Annotated in this window: 16 protein-coding genes; 9 read left to right on the top strand and 7 right to left on the bottom strand. The window is 69.8% G+C overall.

Going from position 1 to position 20,715, the window contains the following annotated elements; all coding sequences use genetic code 11:
- The first annotated feature begins 92 nt into the window (after positions 1–92).
- Entirely contained in the window at positions 93–2,114 is a 2,022-nt protein-coding gene (locus ACQUQF_RS06295; protein WP_435176873.1) for an AMP-dependent synthetase/ligase, read from the top strand.
- A gap of 17 nt (positions 2,115–2,131) precedes the next feature.
- Here ACQUQF_RS06295 and ACQUQF_RS06290 read toward each other — a convergent pair whose 3' ends face one another.
- Positions 2,132–4,345 carry an N-6 DNA methylase gene (locus tag ACQUQF_RS06290; RefSeq protein WP_435176871.1) on the bottom strand — a complete coding sequence of 738 codons (2,214 nt, stop codon included), beginning with the start codon at positions 4,343–4,345 and terminating at the stop codon, positions 2,132–2,134.
- Positions 4,346–4,644: 299 nt separating this feature from the next.
- Between ACQUQF_RS06290 and ACQUQF_RS06285 the strand changes: the two genes are divergently transcribed.
- Positions 4,645–6,513, top strand: a complete 1,869-nt coding sequence (locus ACQUQF_RS06285; protein WP_435176869.1) for a cation:proton antiporter domain-containing protein — start codon at positions 4,645–4,647, stop codon at positions 6,511–6,513.
- A gap of 12 nt (positions 6,514–6,525) precedes the next feature.
- On the opposite strand, the gene ACQUQF_RS06280 is transcribed toward ACQUQF_RS06285, so the two are convergent.
- The 6 genes from ACQUQF_RS06280 to ACQUQF_RS06255 form a co-directional block, all read right to left on the bottom strand.
- The gene (locus ACQUQF_RS06280) at positions 6,526–6,759 is read right to left on the bottom strand and encodes a HalOD1 output domain-containing protein (RefSeq protein ID WP_435176867.1); all 234 of its coding nucleotides are present in this window, start codon (positions 6,757–6,759) and stop codon (positions 6,526–6,528) included.
- Between the two features lie 124 nt (positions 6,760–6,883).
- The gene (locus ACQUQF_RS06275) at positions 6,884–8,101 is read right to left on the bottom strand and encodes an NAD(P)/FAD-dependent oxidoreductase (protein WP_435176865.1); all 1,218 of its coding nucleotides are present in this window, start codon (positions 8,099–8,101) and stop codon (positions 6,884–6,886) included.
- Between the two features lie 16 nt (positions 8,102–8,117).
- Positions 8,118–9,509 carry an aspartate aminotransferase family protein gene (locus ACQUQF_RS06270; protein WP_435176863.1) on the bottom strand — a complete coding sequence of 464 codons (1,392 nt, stop codon included), beginning with the start codon at positions 9,507–9,509 and terminating at the stop codon, positions 8,118–8,120.
- Positions 9,510–9,610: 101 nt separating this feature from the next.
- Complete coding sequence (locus ACQUQF_RS06265; RefSeq protein ID WP_435176861.1) at positions 9,611–10,486, bottom strand: dimethylarginine dimethylaminohydrolase family protein; 876 nt, start codon at positions 10,484–10,486, stop codon at positions 9,611–9,613.
- Positions 10,483–10,938, bottom strand: coding sequence for an Lrp/AsnC family transcriptional regulator (locus ACQUQF_RS06260; RefSeq protein ID WP_435176859.1), 456 nt, complete (start codon positions 10,936–10,938; stop codon positions 10,483–10,485). Before ACQUQF_RS06260 ends, ACQUQF_RS06265 begins: the two co-directional genes overlap by 4 nt.
- A gap of 51 nt (positions 10,939–10,989) precedes the next feature.
- Positions 10,990–11,820 carry a nitrilase-related carbon-nitrogen hydrolase gene (locus ACQUQF_RS06255; protein ID WP_435176857.1) on the bottom strand — a complete coding sequence of 277 codons (831 nt, stop codon included), beginning with the start codon at positions 11,818–11,820 and terminating at the stop codon, positions 10,990–10,992.
- Positions 11,821–11,952: 132 nt separating this feature from the next.
- Between ACQUQF_RS06255 and ACQUQF_RS06250 the strand changes: the two genes are divergently transcribed.
- The 7 genes from ACQUQF_RS06250 (at position 11,953) to ACQUQF_RS06220 (ending at position 20,715) form a co-directional block, all read left to right on the top strand.
- Positions 11,953–12,972: an ABC transporter permease gene (locus ACQUQF_RS06250; protein ID WP_435176855.1), complete on the top strand. Its 1,020-nt coding sequence runs from the start codon at positions 11,953–11,955 to the stop codon at positions 12,970–12,972.
- Complete coding sequence (locus ACQUQF_RS06245) at positions 12,969–13,817, top strand: ABC transporter permease (RefSeq protein WP_435176853.1); 849 nt, start codon at positions 12,969–12,971, stop codon at positions 13,815–13,817. Before ACQUQF_RS06250 ends, ACQUQF_RS06245 begins: the two co-directional genes overlap by 4 nt.
- Before the next feature lie 82 nt (positions 13,818–13,899).
- Complete coding sequence (locus tag ACQUQF_RS06240; RefSeq protein WP_435176851.1) at positions 13,900–15,126, top strand: polyamine ABC transporter substrate-binding protein; 1,227 nt, start codon at positions 13,900–13,902, stop codon at positions 15,124–15,126.
- Between the two features lie 3 nt (positions 15,127–15,129).
- Positions 15,130–16,326 carry an ABC transporter ATP-binding protein gene (locus ACQUQF_RS06235; protein WP_435176849.1) on the top strand — a complete coding sequence of 399 codons (1,197 nt, stop codon included), beginning with the start codon at positions 15,130–15,132 and terminating at the stop codon, positions 16,324–16,326.
- A gap of 73 nt (positions 16,327–16,399) precedes the next feature.
- The gene (locus ACQUQF_RS06230) at positions 16,400–17,911 is read left to right on the top strand and encodes an aldehyde dehydrogenase family protein (RefSeq protein WP_435176847.1); all 1,512 of its coding nucleotides are present in this window, start codon (positions 16,400–16,402) and stop codon (positions 17,909–17,911) included.
- Positions 17,912–18,157: 246 nt separating this feature from the next.
- Entirely contained in the window at positions 18,158–19,582 is a 1,425-nt protein-coding gene (locus tag ACQUQF_RS06225; RefSeq protein WP_435176845.1) for an aldehyde dehydrogenase family protein, read from the top strand.
- Positions 19,582–20,715, top strand: coding sequence for a saccharopine dehydrogenase family protein (locus ACQUQF_RS06220; protein WP_435176843.1), 1,134 nt, complete (start codon positions 19,582–19,584; stop codon positions 20,713–20,715). The genes ACQUQF_RS06225 and ACQUQF_RS06220 overlap by 1 nt, the downstream gene beginning before the upstream one ends.

The following is a 20,715-nucleotide window of genomic DNA, read 5'->3' as shown; positions in this document are numbered from 1 at the left end:
GACGCCCGCTCCGCCGCCTCGCCGAGTAAACCCCGATGAACGTTCGGGAAGTTCGGGAGTAGCTTAATGTCGCGGGGTTCTGATGCGAGGGTATGGAGTGGCGCGACGCCGAACGGGAGCACGAGGACGAGGTCATCGGGGACTCCACGCTGGCCCGGATGTTCGAGGACAGCGCGGCCCGACACGAGAACCGGCCCGCCCAGCACTACAAGGGCGGCGTCTACGACCGGTCGATGACCGGCAGCGCGTTCCCGGCGGCGGCTGACGGGGAGTTCCGCCCGCTCTCGTACGCCGAGATGCGCGACGCGGTCCGGGCGTTGGCGGCCGGGTTCCGGGACCTGGGCGTCGGGGCCGACGACCGGGTGGGCATCTTCGCCGACACCCGGATGGAGTGGGCCCAGGCCGACTTCGGCCTGCTGGCGGCGGGCGCGGTCGTGACCACGGTGTACCGCGGCTCGTCGCCCTCGCAGGTCGAGTACCTGCTGGGCGACCCCGACGCCGACGGCGTGGTCGTCGAGAACGCCGAACTGCTCGACCGGGTGCTGGCGGTCCGGGACGGCCTCGACCTGGAGTTCGCCGTCGTGATGGACGGCGAGGCGCGAAGCGCCTCGAACGCGAGCGGGGAGCGAAGCGATCCGCGAGCCGACCTCGCCGACGAGGCCGACTTCGAGGTGCTCACCATGGGCGAGCTCTACGAGCGCGGCCGCGAGGTCTTCGACCGCGACGAGTACGAGTCGTGGATCGACGCCCGCGACCCCGGGGACCTGGCCACCCTCATCTACACCTCCGGCACCACGGGCAAGCCCAAGGGCGTCCGGCTCACCCACGCCAACTTCCGGGCGAACGTCAACCAGGTCCGCAAGCGGTTCGGCCCCCGGCCCGACAAGGGCGACCTGCCGGTCATCGACGAGAGCTCGCGGTCGGTGTCGTTCCTGCCGCTGGCCCACGTCTTCGAGCGGCTCGCGGGCCACTTCCTCCAGTTCGCCAGCGGCGCGAGCGTCGCCTACGCCGAGAGCCCCGACACCATCCAGGAGGACTTCCAGGCGGTCGAGCCCACGACCGGGACCAGCGTCCCGCGGGTGTACGAGCGGATGTACGACGCCATCCGCGAGCGGGCCGAGTCGTCGTCGGTCGGCGAGCGCCTGTTCGCGTGGGCGACCGAGGTCGGCCGGGAGTACTTCGAGACCGACGACCCGGGCCCGGCCCTCCGGGCCAAGCGGGCGGTCGCCGACGCGCTCGTCTTCCGGAAGGTCCGCAACGGCCTCGGCGGCAACATCGAGTTCCTCATCTCGGGCGGCGGCAGCCTCTCGCCCGAGCTCTGCGCGCTCTACCACGGGATGGGCCTGCCCATCCTGGAGGGGTACGGCCTGACCGAGACCGCGCCGGTCGTCGCGGTGAACCCGCCCGAGGAGCCGAAGGTCGGTACCATCGGCCCGCCCGTGGTCGACGAGGAGGTGAGAGTCGACGCGTCGGCGGTCTCCCAGGACGTCTTCGCCGACGCCGACGGCGAGGTCGGCGAACTCCTGGTGCGGGGCCCGAACGTCACCGACGGCTACTGGGAGATGCCCGACGCCACCGAGCGCGCCTTCGCGGAAGCCGACGACGGCGGCGACCCGTGGTTCCGGACCGGCGACATCGTCGAGCTCCGGCCCGACGGCTACATCGAGTTCGAGGAGCGCGCCAAGGAGCTGCTGGTGCTCTCGACCGGCAAGAACGTCGCGCCCGGCCCCATCGAGGACGCCTTCGCGTCGAGCGACGTGGTCGAGCAGGTCATGGTGGTCGGCGACGGCCACAAGTTCGTCTCCGCGCTGGTCGTCCCGAACGTCGAGGGGCTGCGCGACCGGGCCGCCCGCGAGGGCGTCGACCTGCCCGACGACGACGCCGAGCTCCGGCGCGACGACCGGGTCCGGGAGTGGATCGAGGCGGAGGTCGACCGGGTCAACGAGCAGTTCGAGTCCCACGAGCGGATCAAGCAGTTCCGCGTGGTCGGCGAGGAGTTCACCGAGGACAACGACCTGCTGACCCCGACCATGAAGAAGAAGCGCCGCAACATCCTGGAGCGGTTCGCCGACGAGATCGACGCCATCTACGAGCGGGAGTACCAGGAGGCGTAGGCGGGGTCCCCTCGCGCTTACCGCGTCGCCCCGCCCGTCGCCCCGTCGGCCAGCATCCCCTCCACGACGCGGTCGATCTCGGCCTGCACGGCCTCCAGTTCGGGTATCGTCTTCCCGTTGTACGCCCGCTTGGATGTGTCGGTGTGCTCGGGCACGACGTCGTGGGCCCGCATCGAGAGGTCGGCGAGTCGTCGCTGGTCGTCGGTCCCGCGCCACTCGGGCAGGTCGAGGGTCGAGACGGTCGCCTTCGAGAGGCTCGCCTTCCCCTCCGGGGCGACGTGGCGGAGCGACCGCTGGTACACGGCCGAGTTGAGCAGCGCGCAGAGGAAGTGGGCCTCGCGCTCGCTGTCGGTCCCGACGAACATGCAGTGGTCGCCCGGCACGACCGGCTTCTCGCCCAGGTCCGGGTCGTCGACCGTCGAGACGACCGCGAAGTGGGGCTTGAAGCCGAGTCGGCACCAGACCACCTTGTACTCGCGCCAGGTGTACTCGCCGAGGCCGAACACGTTGTAGAACGGCCCGCGATCGAGCCACGACGACGACCGGTCGGCCAGCGCCTCGCGGTGGCGCCGGAGGTAGTCGTAGGTCTCGGGGTACTGTCGCCGCAGCTCCGCCTCGTTGTCCTCGTCGGCCTTCCGGAGCGGGACCAGCCGGAGGTCGTGGCCGAACAGGCCGTACTTGACGATGTGGCGCGACTTGAGGTACGGATACACCAGATCGGGTTCGACGTCGGCCAACTGCTCGCGGTCGATGCCGAACACGTCGTTGGCGTCGTCCTTGACGCCGTGGCGGATCTCGTGGGCGCACTCGCCGAGCGCGGCGCGTTCGGCGTCCGCGCGGATCCACGCCGACGTCTCGTCGTCGGGGTCGACCGGGACGAAGCCGGTCGCCTCGGGGGTCAGCGTCTCTCGGATCGCGTCGGCGGTTGCGTAATCGGCCGCTCCGCCCCCGTCGCCGGCGGTCCAGGCGGTGGCCCCGACCGGGAACGAGTGGTCGGCGTCGGCCCGGAAGGCGTACACCGCGGCGTCGGCGCCCACCTGGTCGCCGAAGGGTCGGAGCCCGCCGAAGTCGTGGACGTGTTCGAGCGCGAGCGGGCGGTCGCCGACGGTCAGCGTCCGGAGCAGCTTCCCGGCCGGGCCGATCAGCGCGTCGCGCTTCAGGACGAAGCTCGCGCCGCCGCCGTCGGCGAGGTAGCGGTCGACGCACCGCCAGACGAACGGGAGCGAGACGTCGTCGTTGGCGTGGCCCAGCCGCGAAGCCGCCCCGTCGTGGGGGAGCAGGCCGAGGTCGGCGTCGGCCTCGCGCCAGCCCGCCTTCAGCCGCTCGGAGAGCCGGGTCCACGGGATCCAGGGCGGGTTGCCGACCAGGTAGTCGGCGGTCGGCTCGAAGTGCTCGCCCCGGAACCGGATGTCGTCCTCGCGGGTCAGCCCCACGGCGTCGGTCAGGAACACGGGGAGTTCGACCGCGTCGACGGCGGCGTCCTCCAGCACGGGAAGCAGCGCGAGCAGGTAGCTCAGCTTCGCGCTCTTGACCGCGACCGGGTTGAGGTCGATGCCGAGCGCGGTCCCGGTGACGGTCTCGACGATCTCCCCGGGGGTCGCGCCGGTCGCGCGCAGCGCCGCGACCTTGCGGTCGACGCAGACGGCCAGGAAGGCGCCCGACCCGCACCCGGGGTCGAGGAACGTCGCCGCCCCGGCGTCGCCGGCGCCGAGCGCGTCGACCGCGAGCTCGGCGACGCCGCGGGGCGTGTAGTACTCGCCGAGCGCGAGCCGGCGCTCCCGGGAGACGACGCCCTCGTAGAGGGCGCGCAGGAAGTCGGTGTCGGCGCGCCGGAGGCCGGCCGCCGAGACCGCCTCGGCGGGGTCGAGCGTCGCGTCGGCCGCGGCGGCCACGCGCCGGTGGAGCTCCCGGAAGCCGACCGACAGCGCGTCGGTGTTCGCGCCGGGCCCGGGGTTGGCGACGGTGAAGTCGAACGCCCGCTCGGCGAACGCCAGCAGGCCGTCGACCACGAAGTCGTAGTACAGCGCGTCCACGAACAGGTCGGTCTCCGGGTCGGCCGCGTCGAGGCCGCCGAAGACGTCGCCGTGGCTCCGCTCGAAGAACGCCGCCCACTCCGCCCGGGCGGCGCGGAACCGGTCGTCGGTCGCCAGCAGGTCGCGGGCGGCGCGGTCGAACGCCCGGTACGGCGCGCCGCCCCGGCCCCATCGTTCCAGGAGTGCTCGGTCGCCCATCGTTCGTCGTCGTTCCGACAGTGCGGCGACGGCGTTATCTACCTACTGCTTCGCCGGTCGGCGCGCCGCGCCCGGGAGCGCCGGCTCGGCCCCACGGGCGACGGTATCGGGCTCACCGGCGACGGTATCGGGCCCACCGGGGACGGCGGGCGGCGCGTTCGACGTCTGCGATGCGGCCGACGTTCCCGTCAGAATCGCAGGCCACGCACATAAAGTCACAGTAATCACCGGCTACTGACCGTTTTCGACCGTTTTAAACGTCCCTACCAATACCAGTCCCACACGGAGGTCTCACAAGAGTGGCAGCAGAAGGTGGCGCATCTCTCGTCCCCATCGTCGCCGCGATAATCGGGCTGGGAGTCGGCGCGCAGGTACTGGCCGACCGCTTCCAGGTGCCCAGCGTGCTGTTTCTCATCCTCGCGGGCATCATCATCGGTCCCGAAGGGCTGCAGATTATCACCCCGGAGGCGTTCGGCGGCGCGCTGTCGGCCATCGTCGGCCTCTCGGTGGCCATCATCGTCTTCGAGGGCGCGTTCCACCTGACCGCCGAGAAGCTCCGGGAGGCGCCGTCGGCGACGCTCAAGCTAGTGACGATCGGCGCCGTCGTCGCGCTGGTCGGCACCGCGGCGGTGGTCCGGTTCGCCCTCGGCACCGGCTGGGACGTGGCGATGCTGGTCGGGTCGCTGCTGGTCGCCACCGGACCGACGGTCATCACGCCCATCCTCGAGGTGGTCCCGGCCCGCGACCGCGTCGAGATCGCCCTCGAGACCGAGGGCGTCGTCAACGACGTGACCGCGGCGATCCTGGCGGTCGTCACGTTCGAGGTGGTCGTCCTCGAGGACCCGACCGTCAACCAGGTCGTCGCCGACTTCGCCCGCCGGCTCGGTATCGGCGTGCTCGCCGGCCTCGTCGTCGCCGGCGTCGTCGCGTACCTGCTGCGCTACGTCGACCTCTCCCCGTCGAACGCGCCCCAGAACGCCCGGCTCATCACGCTGGCGGGCGCGCTGGTCGCCTTCGGGAGCGCCAACACGCTCGCCACCGAGGCCGGCATCGCGGCGGTCGCCACCGCCGGCATCGTCCTGGGCAACGCCGACATCCCCTACGAGGAGGACATCGCGGCGTTCAAGGGCGACATCACCCTCCTCGTCCTCTCGTTCGTGTTCATCGCGCTGGCGGCGCTGCTGGAGTTCGAAGACCTCCTCGCGCTCGGCATCGAGGGGCTCGTGGTCGTCGTGGCCGTCGCCCTGATCATCCGACCGATCGGCGTCCTGCTGTCGACGACGGGGGATCGCTACACGTTCAACGAGCGCATCTTCATGAGCGTGGTCGGACCCCGGGGCATCATCCCCGCGTCGGTCGCGACGCTGTTCGCTGTGCAGCTGCAGAACCAGGGGCTGACCGAGGCCGCGAACGTGCTGGTCGGCACCGTCTTCCTCGTCATCCTGACGACCGTCGTGTTCGAGGGCGGATTCGCTCGACAGATTGCGGAGTACCTTGATGTGATACCCATGCGTGTAATCATCGTCGGAGGCGGGAAGGTGGGCCGCGCGCTCGCCGAACGCCTCCTGGACCGCGGCGAGAACGTGGTCATCATCGAGAAGGACCAGGAGATGGTACAGCTGGCCCGCGCCGACGACTTCACCGTCCACCACGGCGACGGCACCGACACCGAGGTGCTGCGGAGCGCGGGCGCGGACAACGCCAAGATCGTCGTGGCCGCGACCGGCGACGACGACGCCAACCTGCTGGTGGCCCAGCTGGCCGACTCGAAGTTCGACGCCGAGACCATCATCTCGCGGGTCAACAACCCCGACAACGTCGACGCCTTCGAGGACCTCGGGGTGCGGACCATCGACGCCTCGTCGGCGACCGCGTGGGCCATCGACAACGTCATCGAGCGGCCCGCGCTCTCGAACTGGATGACCGAGCTCGGCCGGACCGGCGACGTCCAGGAGATCGAGGTGACCGCCGAGGACCTCGTCGGCAAGACCATCGCGGAGCTCGACGACGAGCTCCCGAACGGCGTGCTCATCGCGCTGGTGGGCCGCGACGGCGACACCGAGGTGCCCGACGAGAACTTCACCCTCCAGCACGGCGACCACATCACCTTCCTCGGCCGCAAGGAGTCGGTCTGGGAGGCCATCGAGCGGTGTCACCCCCACGAGTGAACCGCCGGCGCGCTACCCGTCGTTCGCGATCGGACTGACGGTGAACTCGCCGTCGGACGCGACGGCGACCCGGTAGCCGGCGTACTCGAACTCGACTCGCCCTTCGACCGCTCGCCGGTCCCCGTCGAACCGCGGTCCGAAGAGTCTGTCCAGCGCGCCCGGGTCGACGGAGTCAGCGAGAATGGGCAGTTCGGTCTCCGCTACGTCTTCGAGCGCCGCGACGGTCTCGACCACTGTTCTGCTCACCGACCGCTCTTCGGAGCGGTCGGCCGGGCTGCGGTAGACTGCGTTCGTCCGATAGCTGTGTCGGTTCGCGTCTCGGTTCGTGTCTGTCATGGTTGAAGGTGTGTCTCGAAGCCGCTTGCGCGGCTCAGTCGCCCGCGCTGATGCTGAAGAACTCGAAGTCCCGGCTCCGCGACTCGAACCGGTCGAGCGCGAACGGCGACAGCGGGAACGGCGCCGGCTCGCCGCCGACCAGTTCGCGGACCGCGGTCGCAGCGACGGGCGCGGTCATCACGCCCCGACCGTGGAACCCCGTGGCCACGACCAGCCCGTCCAGGCCCTCGGCGGGCGCGTCGACGATCGGCCGGGTGTCGGGGGTCGCGCCGTCCACGCCGGCCCAGCCGTTGACGAACCGGGCGCGGTCGAACGCCCGGAGGAAGCCCGGGACGAGGTCGGCGACGTGGTCGCGGAACGCCTCGTCCTCCCGGTCGCTCGCGGCCTCGGGGTCGTCCTCGGCGAACGACCACCCGCCGACCAGCAGGTCGCCGTTGCGCTCGGGCCGGAAGTAGACGTGCTCGCCGGGCACCCACCCCATCGGGAAGTCGTCGGCGAGCGACTCCCCGGGGTCGAGCACGACGCACTGGGTCCGGTACGGCCGGACCGGGAGCTCGAGCCGGTCGCGGAGGAACCGCTCGGTCCGCCACCCCGCGGCGACGACCACCCGGGGCGCCTCGAACGCGCCGGCCTCGGTCTCGACGCCGACGACCCGGTCGCCGTCGGTCCGCAGGCCCGCGACCGCGGTGTCGGTCAGGACCGTCGCCCCCCTGGCCTCGGCGCCCTCCTTCAGCGTGACCGCGAAGGTGTAGGGGTCGACGAAGCCGGTGTCCTCGTGGCGGACCGCCCCGGCGAACCCCGACAGGTCGAACCGCGGGTGCCGGCGCTCGACCTCGTCGGGTCCGAGGAACTCGACGGCGACGCCGTCGTCGGCGAGACGCTCCGCGCGCCTGCGGGCCTCGCCCTCCCGGTCGGGCGGGACGAGCTCGACGCTGGGCCGCTCGGCGAACGAGAACTCGCCGGTGCCGTCGTAGGCCCGGAAGAACTCGTTGGCGTGGTCGGCGATCTCGGGCTCGTCGGTGTACGAGGGCGACATGGTGATCTCGCCCGCGGCGAGCGCGGTGGCCTCGCCGGCGATCTGGCCGCGCTCGACCACCAGCACCTCGCGGTCGGCGGCGAGTTCGCGGGCGACCGCGCAGCCGACGACCCCGCCGCCGACGACGATGACGTCGTAGCTCCCGCGAGGGTGGTCCTGCCCCCCGCGTCGGCCCTCGGCCGAACTTCTTTCAGGACTCGTTCCCTGTTCGCTCATTATCTCTCGGTGCGGCTCATTCGTACTCGTGGTCGACCGCGCGGAAGGCGTCCTCGGCGGTCTCCAGCGCCCGGTCAATCTCCTCCTCGGTGTGGGTGTAGGTGGTGAAGAACCGCTCGCCCTGCATCGGGTTGCCGAACAGCACGCCGTCGGCGGCGGCCTCGAGCCACCAGTCGGCGAACTGGTCCTCGTTGGCGTGCCAGGTGTCCCGGTAGCTGTGGATGTCGCGGTCGGTCATGTACACCTGGCCCATCGACCCGATGTGCTGGACGTTCGCCGCGATGCCGACGTCGTCGGCGACCTCCTGGAGGCCCGTGAACAGCCGGTCGCCCATCTCCTCGATGTGCTCGTACACGTCGCGCTCGTCGAGGATCTCGAGCGTCTTGAGGCCCGCGGCGGCCGAGACCGGGTGGCCGTTGTAGGTGCCCCCGTGGAACGCGGAGGCGTGCCACTTCTCTTCCTCCTTCTTCTTCGGCGGCGCAATCTCGTCCATGATCTCGGCCTTCCCGCCGAAGCCGGCCATCTGGTAGCCGCCGCCCGCGGCCTTGGCGAAGGTGGTCATGTCAGGCGTGACGCCGAACCGGCCCTGGGCGCTCTGGGGGCCGAGCCGGAAGCCGGTCATCACCTCGTCCCAGATGAGGACGATGCCCAGCTCCTCGGTGAGGTCCCGGAGGAACTCGTGGTAGCCGTCCCGGGGCTTGAGGCAGCCGCAGGAGAACATCACGGGTTCGATGATGACCGCCGCGACGTCGTCGGCCTGCTCGCGGAGAATCTCCTCGGTCGTTTCCTTGTCGTTGAACGGGAACGGGACCACGGTGTCCGAGACCGCCTCCGGGATGCCCGTCCCGTAGGAGACCGTGTTGGGCGCGTCGGCCGGCCCCAGCGCCTCCTCGCTGGCGTAGACGCTCTGGAGGGCGTAGTCGTGCGCCCCGGCGTAGCCGCCCTCGGGCTTGGCAATCTTGTCCCGGCCGGTGTACGACCGGGCGACCCGCATCGCGTGCATGGTCGCCTCGCTCCCGGAGTTGGCCAGCCGGACCTTCTCGATGCTGGGGGTCATCTCCGCGACCTTCTCCATGAACTCGATGGCGACGGGCTGGGGCGTGGCGGTCAGGTCGCACTTGTCGACCTGCGCCTTGACCGCCTCCCGGACCTCCGGGTGGCCGTGCCCGAGGATGATCGGGCCGAGGGCCAGCAGGAAGTCGAGGTACTCGTTGCCGTCGATGTCGTAGAGGTACGACCCGTCGGCCTCCTCCACGTAGAAGGGGTAGGGGTCGAACGCGCGCACGTTCGACTCGACGCCGAGTGGGGTCGTCCGCGTCGCCCGCTCGTGGAACTGCTCGCTCTTGCTCGTCCGCTCGCGGAGCCGCTCCGCGTGGTCCCGCTCTTGCTCTTTGTCACCGAGACTCATCGTCACAGACGACGGAAGCACTCTCAATAAATCTTTGGCAAAGAAGGGAAAATCACGAAAATGATACGGAAGTGTGCCGGAATCGGAGAAAAGAGGGCCTCTCAACTCCGCTCGAGGGGGAGGACCAGCCCCTTCAGCCCGCCGCCGGTCTTCCGGATCTCCCGGACGTCGAGTTCGATCACGTCGATCCCGCGCTCGGCGAGCGACTCCCGCACGCGGGGGTTGCCCGAGGGGAGCAGCACGCGGCCCGGTTCGACGACGACGGTGCTGGTCGCTCGGTTCCGCTGCTCGCGCATCGGGACCTTCACCGTCTCTATCCCCCGGTCGTGCAGGAGCTCGAGGAACTCCGGGGGCACCGCCTGCGGGTAGACCAGCGCGAGGTCCTCGGCGACCATCCCGAACACCAGCGCGAGGTGGGTCTGGCCGGTGCTCTCCGTGCTCCCGAAGATGGGGACCTCCACCACGTCGATGTCGTAGGTCTCCAGCACGGTCCGGACCTGCCGGATGCCCTCGGCGTTGGTGGTCTGGGACCGGCCGACGGCGACGGTCTCCTCGTCGATCCACACCACGTTGCCGGCCTCGAACCCGCCGGGGCCGTGGACGGTGTGGTACACGGGAATCCCCAGGTCGAGCGCCCGCTCGGCGACCCGGCGCTCCTCGCCGTGGCGGGTCTCCTCGACCATCTTCCCGACGACGAGACCGCCCTCGACCGCGAGCCCGACGTCCCTGACGAACAGCGACTCGGCGAGCCCCTCGCGCGCGCCGTCGAGGCGGTGGACCGTCACGCCGGCCTCCTCCAGCTGCTCGACCAGCGCCCGGTGCTCCTCGGCCGCGGTCTCCTGGCGGGGGAGCCCGTCCCAGCCCCACGCGTCGGGGTCGACCACGGTCGAGAACTCCGGGCCGGGCTCGTGGACGAGCGCCCGGTCCAGGTGGCCGACCTCGCTCCGGACCGACGGCGAGAGGTCCCAGCCCGTCATCGCTCGGGGATGTGCAGCCGGTTCTCCTCCTTGACGCTCCGGAGGGCAACGTCGGTCGTGGTCGAGACCACGCCGTCGTACTTGCCGATGCGGCTCAGGAAGTCGGTGAGGTCCTCCCGGTCGCCGACCCGGACCTTCAACAGCAGGTCGGTCTCGCCGGTGAGCTCGTGGATCTCCTGGATGGCGCCCTCCTCGGCGAGCCGCTCGGCCACCTCCGAGAACCGCCCGGCCTCGGTCTCGACCCGGATGAACGCCACGTTGTCGAGCCCGAGCAGTTCGGCGTCGAGCACCGCCCGGTAGTCCTGGATGTACCCCTCCTCCTCGAGGGTGTTGACCCGCTCGTGTATCGTGGCGCTCCCCATGTCGAGCCGCCGGGCGATCTCCGAGAGGGCGGTCCGCCCGTCGGCCTGCAGGATTTTCAGTATCTTCGCGTCGATCTCGTCGATGCTCATGTCGGTGGGTTCCGTCCGCGTTTCCGTATTCGTTCTGTTTTTGACCATATCTCACTCCTCCCGCCGGCCCGCGTCGGCGTAGGGGCGGACCGCCGCGTCCGACCGCGATCTCCGGAGCGCGGCCACGTCCACGGCGCACGTCCCGGCCGCGAACTCGTCGCGCGGGAGCGAGAGCCGGGTGCCCCGCGGACCGACCACGTCGTCGCACGGCGCGTACACCGCCGAGCGCCCCGTGCCGCGCAGGTCCGCCGACCGCTCGCCGACGACGCTGACGTGGGCGACGTACAGCTGGTTCTCGACCGCCCGCGCGGCCGCGCACCGCCGGACCCGCTGGAACCCGGCCTCGCCGGCCGTCCAGGAGGGGACCGCGACGACCTCGGCGCCCCGGTCGGCGAGGTCCCGGACCAGTTCGGGGAACTCCACGTCGTAGCAGACCGCGACGCCCACGCCGACGCCGCCGTGCTCGACCACCGGCGGTCGCGCCGCGCCCGGGCGCTTGCCCGCCTCCCGCTCCTCGGGGACGAGGTGGCGCTTGTCGTAGGTCTCCACGCCCCCGCCCGGCGTCGCGACGGGACACCGGTTGTACACCGCCCCGTCCTCGGCGACGTTGTACGACCCGCCGACGACGACCGCCTCCCGGTCGTCGGCCGCGGCGGCGAGCGCGTCGTGGAGCGCGGTCCGCCGCGCGGAACCGAGGGTCGCCGGCCCCTCCCCGCTCGGGAGGCAGTCGCTGGCGAACAGCTCCGGCAGGACGTAGCAGTCGGCGTCGCCCGCCCGGTCGAACAGCCCCTCGACTCGCCGAATCAGGGCGTCGACCGACTCGACGCTCTCGAACTCGTACTGGCACAGCGCCACCTCGAACGCCCCGGGGTCCGCGCTCATCCTGTCGGACGTATTGGCCGCGGTAACAAAAACTTTGTCTGGATTCCGGCTTTCGGCGGGAAAATCATCGGCCAATATCCGAACAGGGCAAAACTTATTTCGGGACGCGCCGAGGATGCGAGACAGGAACGCATGGCAAGCGAACACACCACGCGCGAGCGGGAGGGGCAGTCGGGATCGTCGCTCTTCCGGCGGTTGCGCCAGCACCGCTGGACCGGGCTGGCGCTGAACGCCGGCCCGAGCGGGCTCTGGCTGCTCGTGTTCTTCCTCGCGCCCCTGGCCGTGATGTTCTACTACAGCTTCGGCCAGCGCGGCGCGTTCGGGGAAGTGCTCATCGCGCCCGAGTACCTCGGGCTCCAGCAGTATCGGCTCTTCTTCGTCCCGGACGACGCCTCGGTGTTCCAGGCGGTCTGGTGGACCGTCGCGTGGGTGATCGAAGCCCTCGTCCCCGGGTCGTTCCAGCTGGCCGCGGGCGAGCCGACGCCGTACGTCCAGCTGACGATAAAGAGCATCGGCTTCGGGACGCTGGCGACCGTGATCTCGTTCGTCGTCGGCTACCCGATGGCCTACTTCGTGGGCCGGGTCGCTCCCGAGGAGTACCAGGACCTGCTGCTGGTGCTCATCATCCTGCCGTTCTGGGCCTCCTTCCTGGTGCGCATCTACGCCATCCAGATCCTGCTGTCGGGCAACAGCGTCCTCACGAACGCGCTGGGGTTCCTCCCGTGGTTCGCGGCGGGCGACTCGCTGATGAACTCCCGGTTCGCGGTGATGGTCGGGCTGGTGTACATCTGGATCCCGTTCATGATACTCCCCGTGTACGCGAGCATCGAGGAGATCGACTTCACGCTCCGGGAGGCCGCGATGGACCTGGGCGCGACCCAGTTCCAGGCGTTCCGGCGGGTGGTGTTCCCGCTGTCGATGCCCGGCGTGGTCGCCGGGAGCCTGCTGGTGTTCATCCCCAGCACGGGCGCCTACGTCATCCCCGGCCTGCTCGGCGGGCCGAACAGCCAGATGATCGGCAACTTCATCGCCAACCAGTTCGGGGCCGCGGGCAACTGGCCGCTCGGCGCGGCCGGGTCGTTCACCCTGATGGGGATCATGCTGCTGGCGATCGCCGCCTACCAGCGGTTCGGGAGCGCTGATATCGCATGAGCCTCGGAACCGGCAACAGGAGCCTGCTGGGGCGGCTCCGGTCGCGGGTGTTCGAGTGGAGCGGCCCGCTGCTCGCGCTGGAGGCGGCGCTGGTCTACCTCTTCCTCTACATCCCGATCGGGGTGCTCATCGCGCTGTCGTTCAACGACTCGCGGTACGCGCTGGTCTGGCAGGGGTTCACGACCGAGTGGTACGCCGACCTCCTGGCCGGAAACACCGTCGCACGGGTCAACCCCGACGCCGCGTTCACGGCGCTGGTCCACTCGATCGAGATCGCGCTGGTGACGGTGGTCGTCAGCACCGTCCTCGGGACGATGCTGGCGTTCGCGCTGAACCGCTACGAGTTCCCGGGGAAGAGGCTGTTCACGGGCGTCGTCTACATGCCCATCATCATCCCCAGCATCGTCATGGGCATCTCGCTGCTGCTGTTCTTCAACATCATCGGGATGTCGCTGGGGCTCCACACCGCGACCATCGGTCACATCGCGTTCGACATCAGCTTCGTGACCATCGTGGTGCTCGCGCGGCTCCAGAGCTTCGACCGGACCCTCGAGGAGGCCGCCAAGGACCTCGGGGCGAACGAGCTGGAGACGTTCCGGTACGTCACCCTGCCGCTGCTCAAGCCCGGCATCATGGCCGGCGCGCTGCTGGCGTTCGCGATGAGCTTCGACGACTTCGTGGTGACGTTCTTCGTCATCGGCAACCAGAACACGCTGCCCATCTTCTTCTTCTCGATGGTCCGCCAGGGCATCACCCCCGGCGTCAACGTCGTCGCCGCGCTCATCATCGTGGCGACGATGGGCATCGTGGCAGTCGCCCAATGGTTCGAGGGCCCCATCTGGTAGAAGAAGTTCGGAATCGCCTGCATTTCTCCACAATCTTTATGTCAAAGACCCGCCTTTGACCGAAAGAGATGGTGTGATACACATGGGCAAGCAAGACTCCACCCGAGGCGACAGGCGGCGGTTCCTCAAGACGACCGGCTCGCTGGCCGCGGTCGGGCTGACCGGGCTCGCCGGCTGCACCGGCGGCGACGGCGGCGGGCAGAACACGACCACGACCACGACGGCGGCCGACACCACGACCGCCGGGTCGGACACCACGACCGCGGGGACGTCGAACCCGCGCGAGAAGTACGACCTGAAGGAGCTCGACTACGAGCTCGAGAACAAGCTCAACATCTTCCAGTGGGGCGATTACTGGCCCAGCGGGACGGTCCAGGACTTCGAGAAGGCCTACGGCGTGAAGGTAAACGTCTCGAACTACGCCTCCAACGAGGAGATGTTCAACAAGCTGAAGGCGGGCGGGCTGAAGCAGTACGACCTGGTCTTCCCCAGCGACTACATGATCAACGTCATGGTCGAGCAGGGGATGCTCCAGCAGCTCGACAAGTCGAAGATTCCCAACTACGGCAACCTCGGCAAGAAGTTCACCGACACGCCGTACGACCCCGACCCCGGGACGTACTCCGCGCCCTATCAGTGGGGGACGTCGGGCATCGGCTACAACAAGGAGATGCTCGGCGGCGACGTGAGCATCAACTCCTGGGACGCGATGTGGAACCAGCAGTGGAAGGGCCAGATGACGATGCTCAACGACATGCGGGAGACCATCGGCGCGGCCCTCAAGCGGCTGGGCTACTCGCTCAACACCAAAGACGAGTCCAAGGTCGAGGAGGCCAAGGAGATGCTCATCAACCAGAAGAGCCTCCTGAAGGCGTACGACTCGTCGAACTTCACCACCAACCTCATCAACAAGCAGGCCAGCCCGGTCCACGCGTGGTCGGGCGGCGTGTTCCAGGCCTACTGGGAGACGTACAAGGACGGCTCCTCGCCCATCGGCTACACGGTGCCCAAGGAGGGCGGCGTCATCTGGGTGGACAACGGCGCGATCACCAAGAAAGCGCCCCACCCCAACGCCGCCCACGCGTTCATCAACTACTACCTGAACGCGAAGATCGGCGCGCGCATCACCAATTGGACTTACTACGGCAGCCCGAACGAGTCGGCCGAGAAGCACATCAAGGAGTCCATCCTGAACAACAAGAGCATCTACCCCAGCCAGAAGACGATGAGCAACCTCGAGTACATCCAGAACCTCGGGCAGGCCACCCAGATGTACAGCCGGGCGTGGACCGAGATCCAGAACGCCTGAGCGATGACCGACTACGACGTTCGGCTCGACGGCGTCACCAAGCGGTTCGGCGACGTGGTCGCCGTGGACGACGTGAGCATCGACATCGAGGAGGGCAAGTTCCTCACGCTGCTCGGCCCGTCGGGCTGCGGCAAGACGACGCTGCTCCGGTGCATCGACGGGTTCGAGACCCCCACCGAGGGCGACGTGTACATCCGCGGCGAGCGGGTCAACGACGTCCCGCCGTTCGAGCGCGACACCAGCATGGTGTTCCAGTCGTACGCGCTGTTCCCCCACATGACGGTGGGCGAGAACGTCGCGTTCGGCCTCCAGATGCAGGGGCTGCCCGAGGAGCGCAGCGCGACGCGGGTCGGCGCGGACGGCGACGCCCGGGCGACCGCCTCGGACGGCGGCACGACGGCCGCGAGGCGCAGCGGCGTCCGCGGCGCGCTCAGCCGGCTGGTCAGCCGGACCGGGAGCGAGGAGATCGAGGCCCGGGTGGCCGAGGTGCTCGAACTCGTCGAGCTCCCCGGCTTCCAGGACCGCGACATCTCGGAGCTGTCGGGCGGCCAGCAGCAGCGGGTCGCGCTGGCGCGGGCGCTGGTCACCGAGCCGACGGTGCTGCTGCTCGACGAGCCGCTCGGGGCGCTCGACCTGAAGCTCCGGAAGAACATGCAGGTCGAGCTCAAGAACCTCCAGGAGGAGCTCGGGACGACCTTCGTCTACGTCACCCACGACCAGGAGGAGGCGCTGACGATGAGCGACGAGATCGCCGTGATGAACGACGGCCACCTCGAACAGCTCGGGTCGGCGACCGAGATCTACGAGGAGCCCGAGACCGAGTTCGTCGCCGACTTCATCGGCGAGACCAACCTGGTCCGGGGCCACTACGCCGAGACGAACGACGGGGCTGTCGTCGAGCGCGACGGCCTGGAGTTCCGGGTCCCGTCCGAGCCCGAGGCGTCGGGCGAGGTCTCGTTCGCGGTCAGGCCCGAGAAGATCCGGCTCGGGCCCGAGGCCGGCGGCCTGGACAACGAGTTCGAGGCCGAGGTCGTCGACGAGATCTACAAGGGCAACTTCGGGAAGTTCGAGGTCCGGCTCGACAACGGCCAGCTGCTCACGGTGGACATGCAGATAACGGACCGCGGCGACTACCTCTCGACCGGCCGGACCGTGACGGTCGGCTGGACGACCGACAACGTCGTCGTGCTGACGAAGTGACACCGACGCACAGCACAGACACCCCGACCGCACAGCAACCGAACAAACCCCCGACCGCACGAACCTTTTCCCCATGACAGCGTACGACGACTCACTCGAAGCGAATCACGAATCGGCGATCGAAGACGCGACCGACGGCGTCGAGTTCGGTCTCGTCGTCGACGGCGAGACTACCGCGGCGGCCGACGGCGAGACGTTCGCGCCCGAGGACCCGGCAATCGGCGCCCCCATCGCAGACGTTGCGCGCGGCCGCGAGGCCGACGTCGACGACGCGGTGGCGGCCGCCCGGGCCGCCGCGGACGGCGAATGGGGCGAGCTGACCGCGATGGAGCGGGGCGACCGCATCCGGGAGTGGGCGGCCGAACTCCGGGACCACCTCGACGAGCTCGCGCTCCTCGAGACCCTGGAGGTCGGCAAGCCCCTCTACGCGGCGAAGGCCGACGTCGAGACCGGCATCGACTTCTTCGAGTACTACGCCGCGGCGGCGGCCGGCGAAGAGGGGTCGGTGCCCGACGTCGGCGACGACTCGCTGGCGTACGTCCGGCGCGAACCGTACGGCGCGACCGGCCAGATCCTCCCGTGGAACTACCCCGTGCTCCTGATGGGGTGGAAGGTCGGCGCGGCGCTCGCGACCGGCAACACCTCGGTGACCAAGCCCGCCGAGCAGGCCCCGCTCGCGGTGATCCGGGCGGCCCAGCTTGCCGAGGGCGTCCTGCCCGACGGCGTGCTGAACGTCGTCCCCGGCTTCGGCGACGAGGCGGGCGCGGCGGTCGCCGGCCACGACGACATCCGGAAGGTGTCGTTCACGGGGTCGGTCCCGGTCGGCCGGGAGGTCATGCGGGCCGCCGCGGCCGACGTGACGCCGGTCACGCTCGAACTCGGCGGGAAGAACCCGTTCGTGGTCTTCCCCGACGCCGACCTCGAGTCGGCGGCCGAGACCGCGGCGGTCGCGGGCCTCTACAACAACGGCCAGTCCTGCGACTCCGGGACCCGCATCCTCGTCCACGAGGACGTCGAGGACGAGTTCCTCGACAGCTATCTCGACGCGGTCGAGTCCCGGTCGGTCGGCGACCCCCTGCGGGACGCCAACCAGGGCCCGCTGTGCTACGGGGCCCACCGCGAGAAGGTCGAGGAATACGTCGAACTCGGGAAGGAGGAGGGCGCCACCGTACTGACCGGCGGCGGCCGGCCGGACGACGAGGAGCTCCGGGCCGGCTACTACGTCGAGCCGACGGTGTTCGGCGACGTCGACCCCGAGATGCGCATCGCGCAGGAGGAGGTGTTCGGGCCGGTCCAGTTCGTCACGACGTTCTCGACGTACGACGAGGCCATCCAGATCGCCAACGACGTGACCTACGGGCTGACCGCCGGCGTGTTCACGACCGACGCCTCCCGGGCCCACCGGGCGGCCGCCGACGTCGAGGCCGGGAGCGTCTGGGTGAACCAGTACTTCGGCACCGTCCCCGGCACGCCGTTCGGCGGGTTCAAGCAGTCGGGCATCGGCCGGGAGTGCGGCAAGGACGCGCTCTCGGAGTACACCCAGCGCAAGTCGGTCAACCTCGCGCTCGACGACCCGTCGCTCTGACCCGCTCCGAAGTTTCTTCCCCTCGACGCTCTTTCCGCAGTGGTTCTGTCGAGGAGCCGCCGAGGACGGAGGCGACACAGGAGCCGGAGACGGTCGAGTACGGCCCGCTGACGGCGATCCGGTCGGTCGCGCCTCGCTTCCGCTGAAACCGGGGCGACGAGGCGCGCGCCGAAATCTTTGCGGATAACACTCGATTTTTCAGAAAGATTTTTGGCCCGCGTCGCCATTCGATAGAGTGACTCACGCATGAGACAGCTCTACATAGACGGCGAATGGGTCGACGCCGAGGCCAGCGAGGGCATCGAGGTCGACTCGCCCGTGGACGGCGAGGTCATCGACACCGTCCCGGCCGGTTCCGCACAGGACGTCCGGAAGGCGGTGGAGGCGGCCCGGCGCGCCCAGCGCGAGCTCGAGGAGATGACCGCCTTCGAGCGGGCGGCCGTGCTCGACGAGGTGACCGACTACTTCGAGGCCAACGAGGACGAGATCGCGGAGGGCATCACCCGCGAGGAGGGCAAGCCGCTCCACGAGTCCTACGACGAGACCGAGTACGTCATCGAGTCCAGCGACGACTACGCCCACGACGCCATCCGGCTGTTCGGCGACGTGGTGCCCTCGGAGTTCCGCGGCCGGTTCGCCTACACCCAGCGCGAGCCCTACGGGCCCTGCGCGGTCATCAGCCCGTGGAACTTCCCGCTGGAGGTGCCGGGCGGCTCCATCTACTCGGCCATCGCCACCGCCAACCCCGTGGTGTTCAAGCCGGCCGAGGAGACGCCGCTGACCGCCTACCACATCGCGGAGGCGTTCGACCAGTCGAGCCTGCCGGACGGGGCGTTCAACCTCGTCACGGGCGCGGGCGAGACCGGTCAGGCGCTGGTCGAGCACCAGGACGTCCGGCTCATCGCGTTCACCGGCAGCACCGAGGTCGGCCAGCAGATCGCCAAGACCGCGGCCGAGCGCAACGCCCAGTGCCTGCTGGAGATGGGCGGGAAGGACCCGATCCTCGTGCTCGACGACGCCGACGTCGACCACGCGGCCGAGAGCATCGTCACGGGCAGCAACTGGAACGCCGGCCAGGTCTGCTGCGGCACCGAGCGGGTCATCGCGACCGAGGGGGTCCACGACGACCTGGTCGACGCGGTGGTCGAGAGGACCGAGGCCCTCGAACTCGGCGACCCCTACGAGGAGGGGACCGACGTCGGCCCGATGGTGAGCGAGCGCATCCAGCGGAAGGTCGTCGACCACGTCGACGGCGCGGTCGAGCAGGGCGCGGAGCTTTTGACCGGCGGCGACACCGACGGCCTGTTCTTCGACCCCGCGGTGCTCGACGGGGTGACCGAGGAGATGGACGTCGCCCGCGAGGAGACGTTCGGGCCGGTGTCGCCGGTCATCACCGCCCGGGACTACGACGAGGCCATCGACATCGCGAACCGGTCGCGGTACGGCCTCCAGGCGGCCATCTTCACCGACTCGCTCGAGCGCGCCCACGACGCCGCCGACCGGCTCAAGGCCGGTGGCGTGTTCGTCAACGAGACCAACAACTACTGGGAGCGGCTCCTCCCGTTCGGCGGCTACGGCGAGAGCGGGTCGGGCGGCCGGTACGGCAGCAAGTGGCACCTCGAAGCGATGACCCAGACCAAGGCGGTCATGATGAACTACAAGGACTACTGATGCACGTAATCGCACTCGGCGGATGCGGCGCGATGGGCCGCGCCACGTCCCACGAACTCGCGGAGAACAGCGACGCCGACCTCACCATCGCCGACGCCGACGTCGAGTCGGCCGAGGAACTCGCGGCCGACCTCCCCGGCGACGTCCGGGTCGCCGCGGTCGACGTCACCGACCACGAGGCGCTCGTCGACCTGCTCGCGGACGCCGACGTGGTGGCGAACGCGCTCCCCTACGCGTTCAACGTCGACGTGATGGAGGCCTGCCTCGAGGCCGACGCCCACTACCTCGACCTCGGCGGCCTCTACCACACGACCCAGGACCAGCTCGAGCTCGACGAGGCGTTCGACGAGGCGGGGCTGACCGCCGTCCTGGGCATCGGCGCGAGCCCCGGGCTCACCAACGTCGCGACCGCCCGGAGCGCGGCCCACCTCGACCGCGTCGACGAGATCCACATCCGGACCGGCGCGAAGGGCGGCGGCGAGGGGTTCGCCTACTCGGCCAAGACCATCCTCGACGAGCTCACGATGAACCCCATCGTCTGGGAGGACGGCGAGTACCGCGAACTCGAACCCCTCTCGGGCCGCGAGACCTACACGATGCCCGACCCGGTCGGCGAGGTCGAGGGATTCCACAGCATCCACTCGGAGCTCGCGACGATGCCCTACACCTTCGAGGGCGTCGAGACGGTCGACTTCCGGGTGGCGTTCTCGCCCGACCTCGTCAACATCTGCGACGTGCTCATCGGCCTGAACCTCACCAGCGAGGAGGCGGTCGAGTTCAGGGGCGCGGAGTTCAGCCCCCGGGAGTTCCTCGACTGGCACCTCGACCGCCAGCCCAAGCCCGGCGCTGTCGAGGAGTGGAAGTCGTTCAAGATCGACGTCGTCGGCGAGGAGGACGGCGAGCACGCTCACTACCGGTCGAGCGTCGTGGTCGAGTCCCGGCTCGACGACTGGGGGCTGAAGGCCACCGCGGTCTGGACCGGCGTCCCGATGGGCGTGGCGGCGCAGGTCGTCGGCGCGGGCGAGGCGCTCGACACCGGCGCCAAGCCGCCCGAGGAACTGTTCGACCCCGAGCAGTTCGCGGCCGAGCTCGCCGACCGCGGCATCGAGCTCACCGAGGAGCGGGTGGCGTGA

Source organism: Halorussus sp. AFM4, from assembly GCF_051194995.1.
Taxonomy (GTDB): domain Archaea; phylum Halobacteriota; class Halobacteria; order Halobacteriales; family Haladaptataceae; genus Halorussus.
This window is presented reverse-complemented; position numbering and strand designations above follow the sequence as displayed.

Bases quoted from the DNA above. Each gene is read 5' to 3' on its own strand.
- ACQUQF_RS06295 (WP_435176873.1), top strand. From the start codon at position 93: ATGGAGTGGCGCGACGCCGAACGGGAGCACGAGGACGAGGTCATCGGG.
- ACQUQF_RS06290 (WP_435176871.1), bottom strand. From the start codon at position 4,345: ATGGGCGACCGAGCACTCCTGGAACGATGGGGCCGGGGCGGCGCGCCG.
- ACQUQF_RS06275 (WP_435176865.1), bottom strand. From the start codon at position 8,101: ATGAGCGAACAGGGAACGAGTCCTGAAAGAAGTTCGGCCGAGGGCCGA.
- ACQUQF_RS06270 (WP_435176863.1), bottom strand. From the start codon at position 9,509: ATGAGTCTCGGTGACAAAGAGCAAGAGCGGGACCACGCGGAGCGGCTC.
- ACQUQF_RS06265 (WP_435176861.1), bottom strand. From the start codon at position 10,486: ATGACGGGCTGGGACCTCTCGCCGTCGGTCCGGAGCGAGGTCGGCCAC.
- ACQUQF_RS06260 (WP_435176859.1), bottom strand. From the start codon at position 10,938: ATGAGCATCGACGAGATCGACGCGAAGATACTGAAAATCCTGCAGGCC.
- ACQUQF_RS06255 (WP_435176857.1), bottom strand. From the start codon at position 11,820: ATGAGCGCGGACCCCGGGGCGTTCGAGGTGGCGCTGTGCCAGTACGAG.
- ACQUQF_RS06250 (WP_435176855.1), top strand. From the start codon at position 11,953: ATGGCAAGCGAACACACCACGCGCGAGCGGGAGGGGCAGTCGGGATCG.
- ACQUQF_RS06245 (WP_435176853.1), top strand. From the start codon at position 12,969: ATGAGCCTCGGAACCGGCAACAGGAGCCTGCTGGGGCGGCTCCGGTCG.
- ACQUQF_RS06240 (WP_435176851.1), top strand. From the start codon at position 13,900: ATGGGCAAGCAAGACTCCACCCGAGGCGACAGGCGGCGGTTCCTCAAG.
- ACQUQF_RS06235 (WP_435176849.1), top strand. From the start codon at position 15,130: ATGACCGACTACGACGTTCGGCTCGACGGCGTCACCAAGCGGTTCGGC.
- ACQUQF_RS06230 (WP_435176847.1), top strand. From the start codon at position 16,400: ATGACAGCGTACGACGACTCACTCGAAGCGAATCACGAATCGGCGATC.
- ACQUQF_RS06225 (WP_435176845.1), top strand. From the start codon at position 18,158: ATGAGACAGCTCTACATAGACGGCGAATGGGTCGACGCCGAGGCCAGC.
- ACQUQF_RS06220 (WP_435176843.1), top strand. From the start codon at position 19,582: ATGCACGTAATCGCACTCGGCGGATGCGGCGCGATGGGCCGCGCCACG.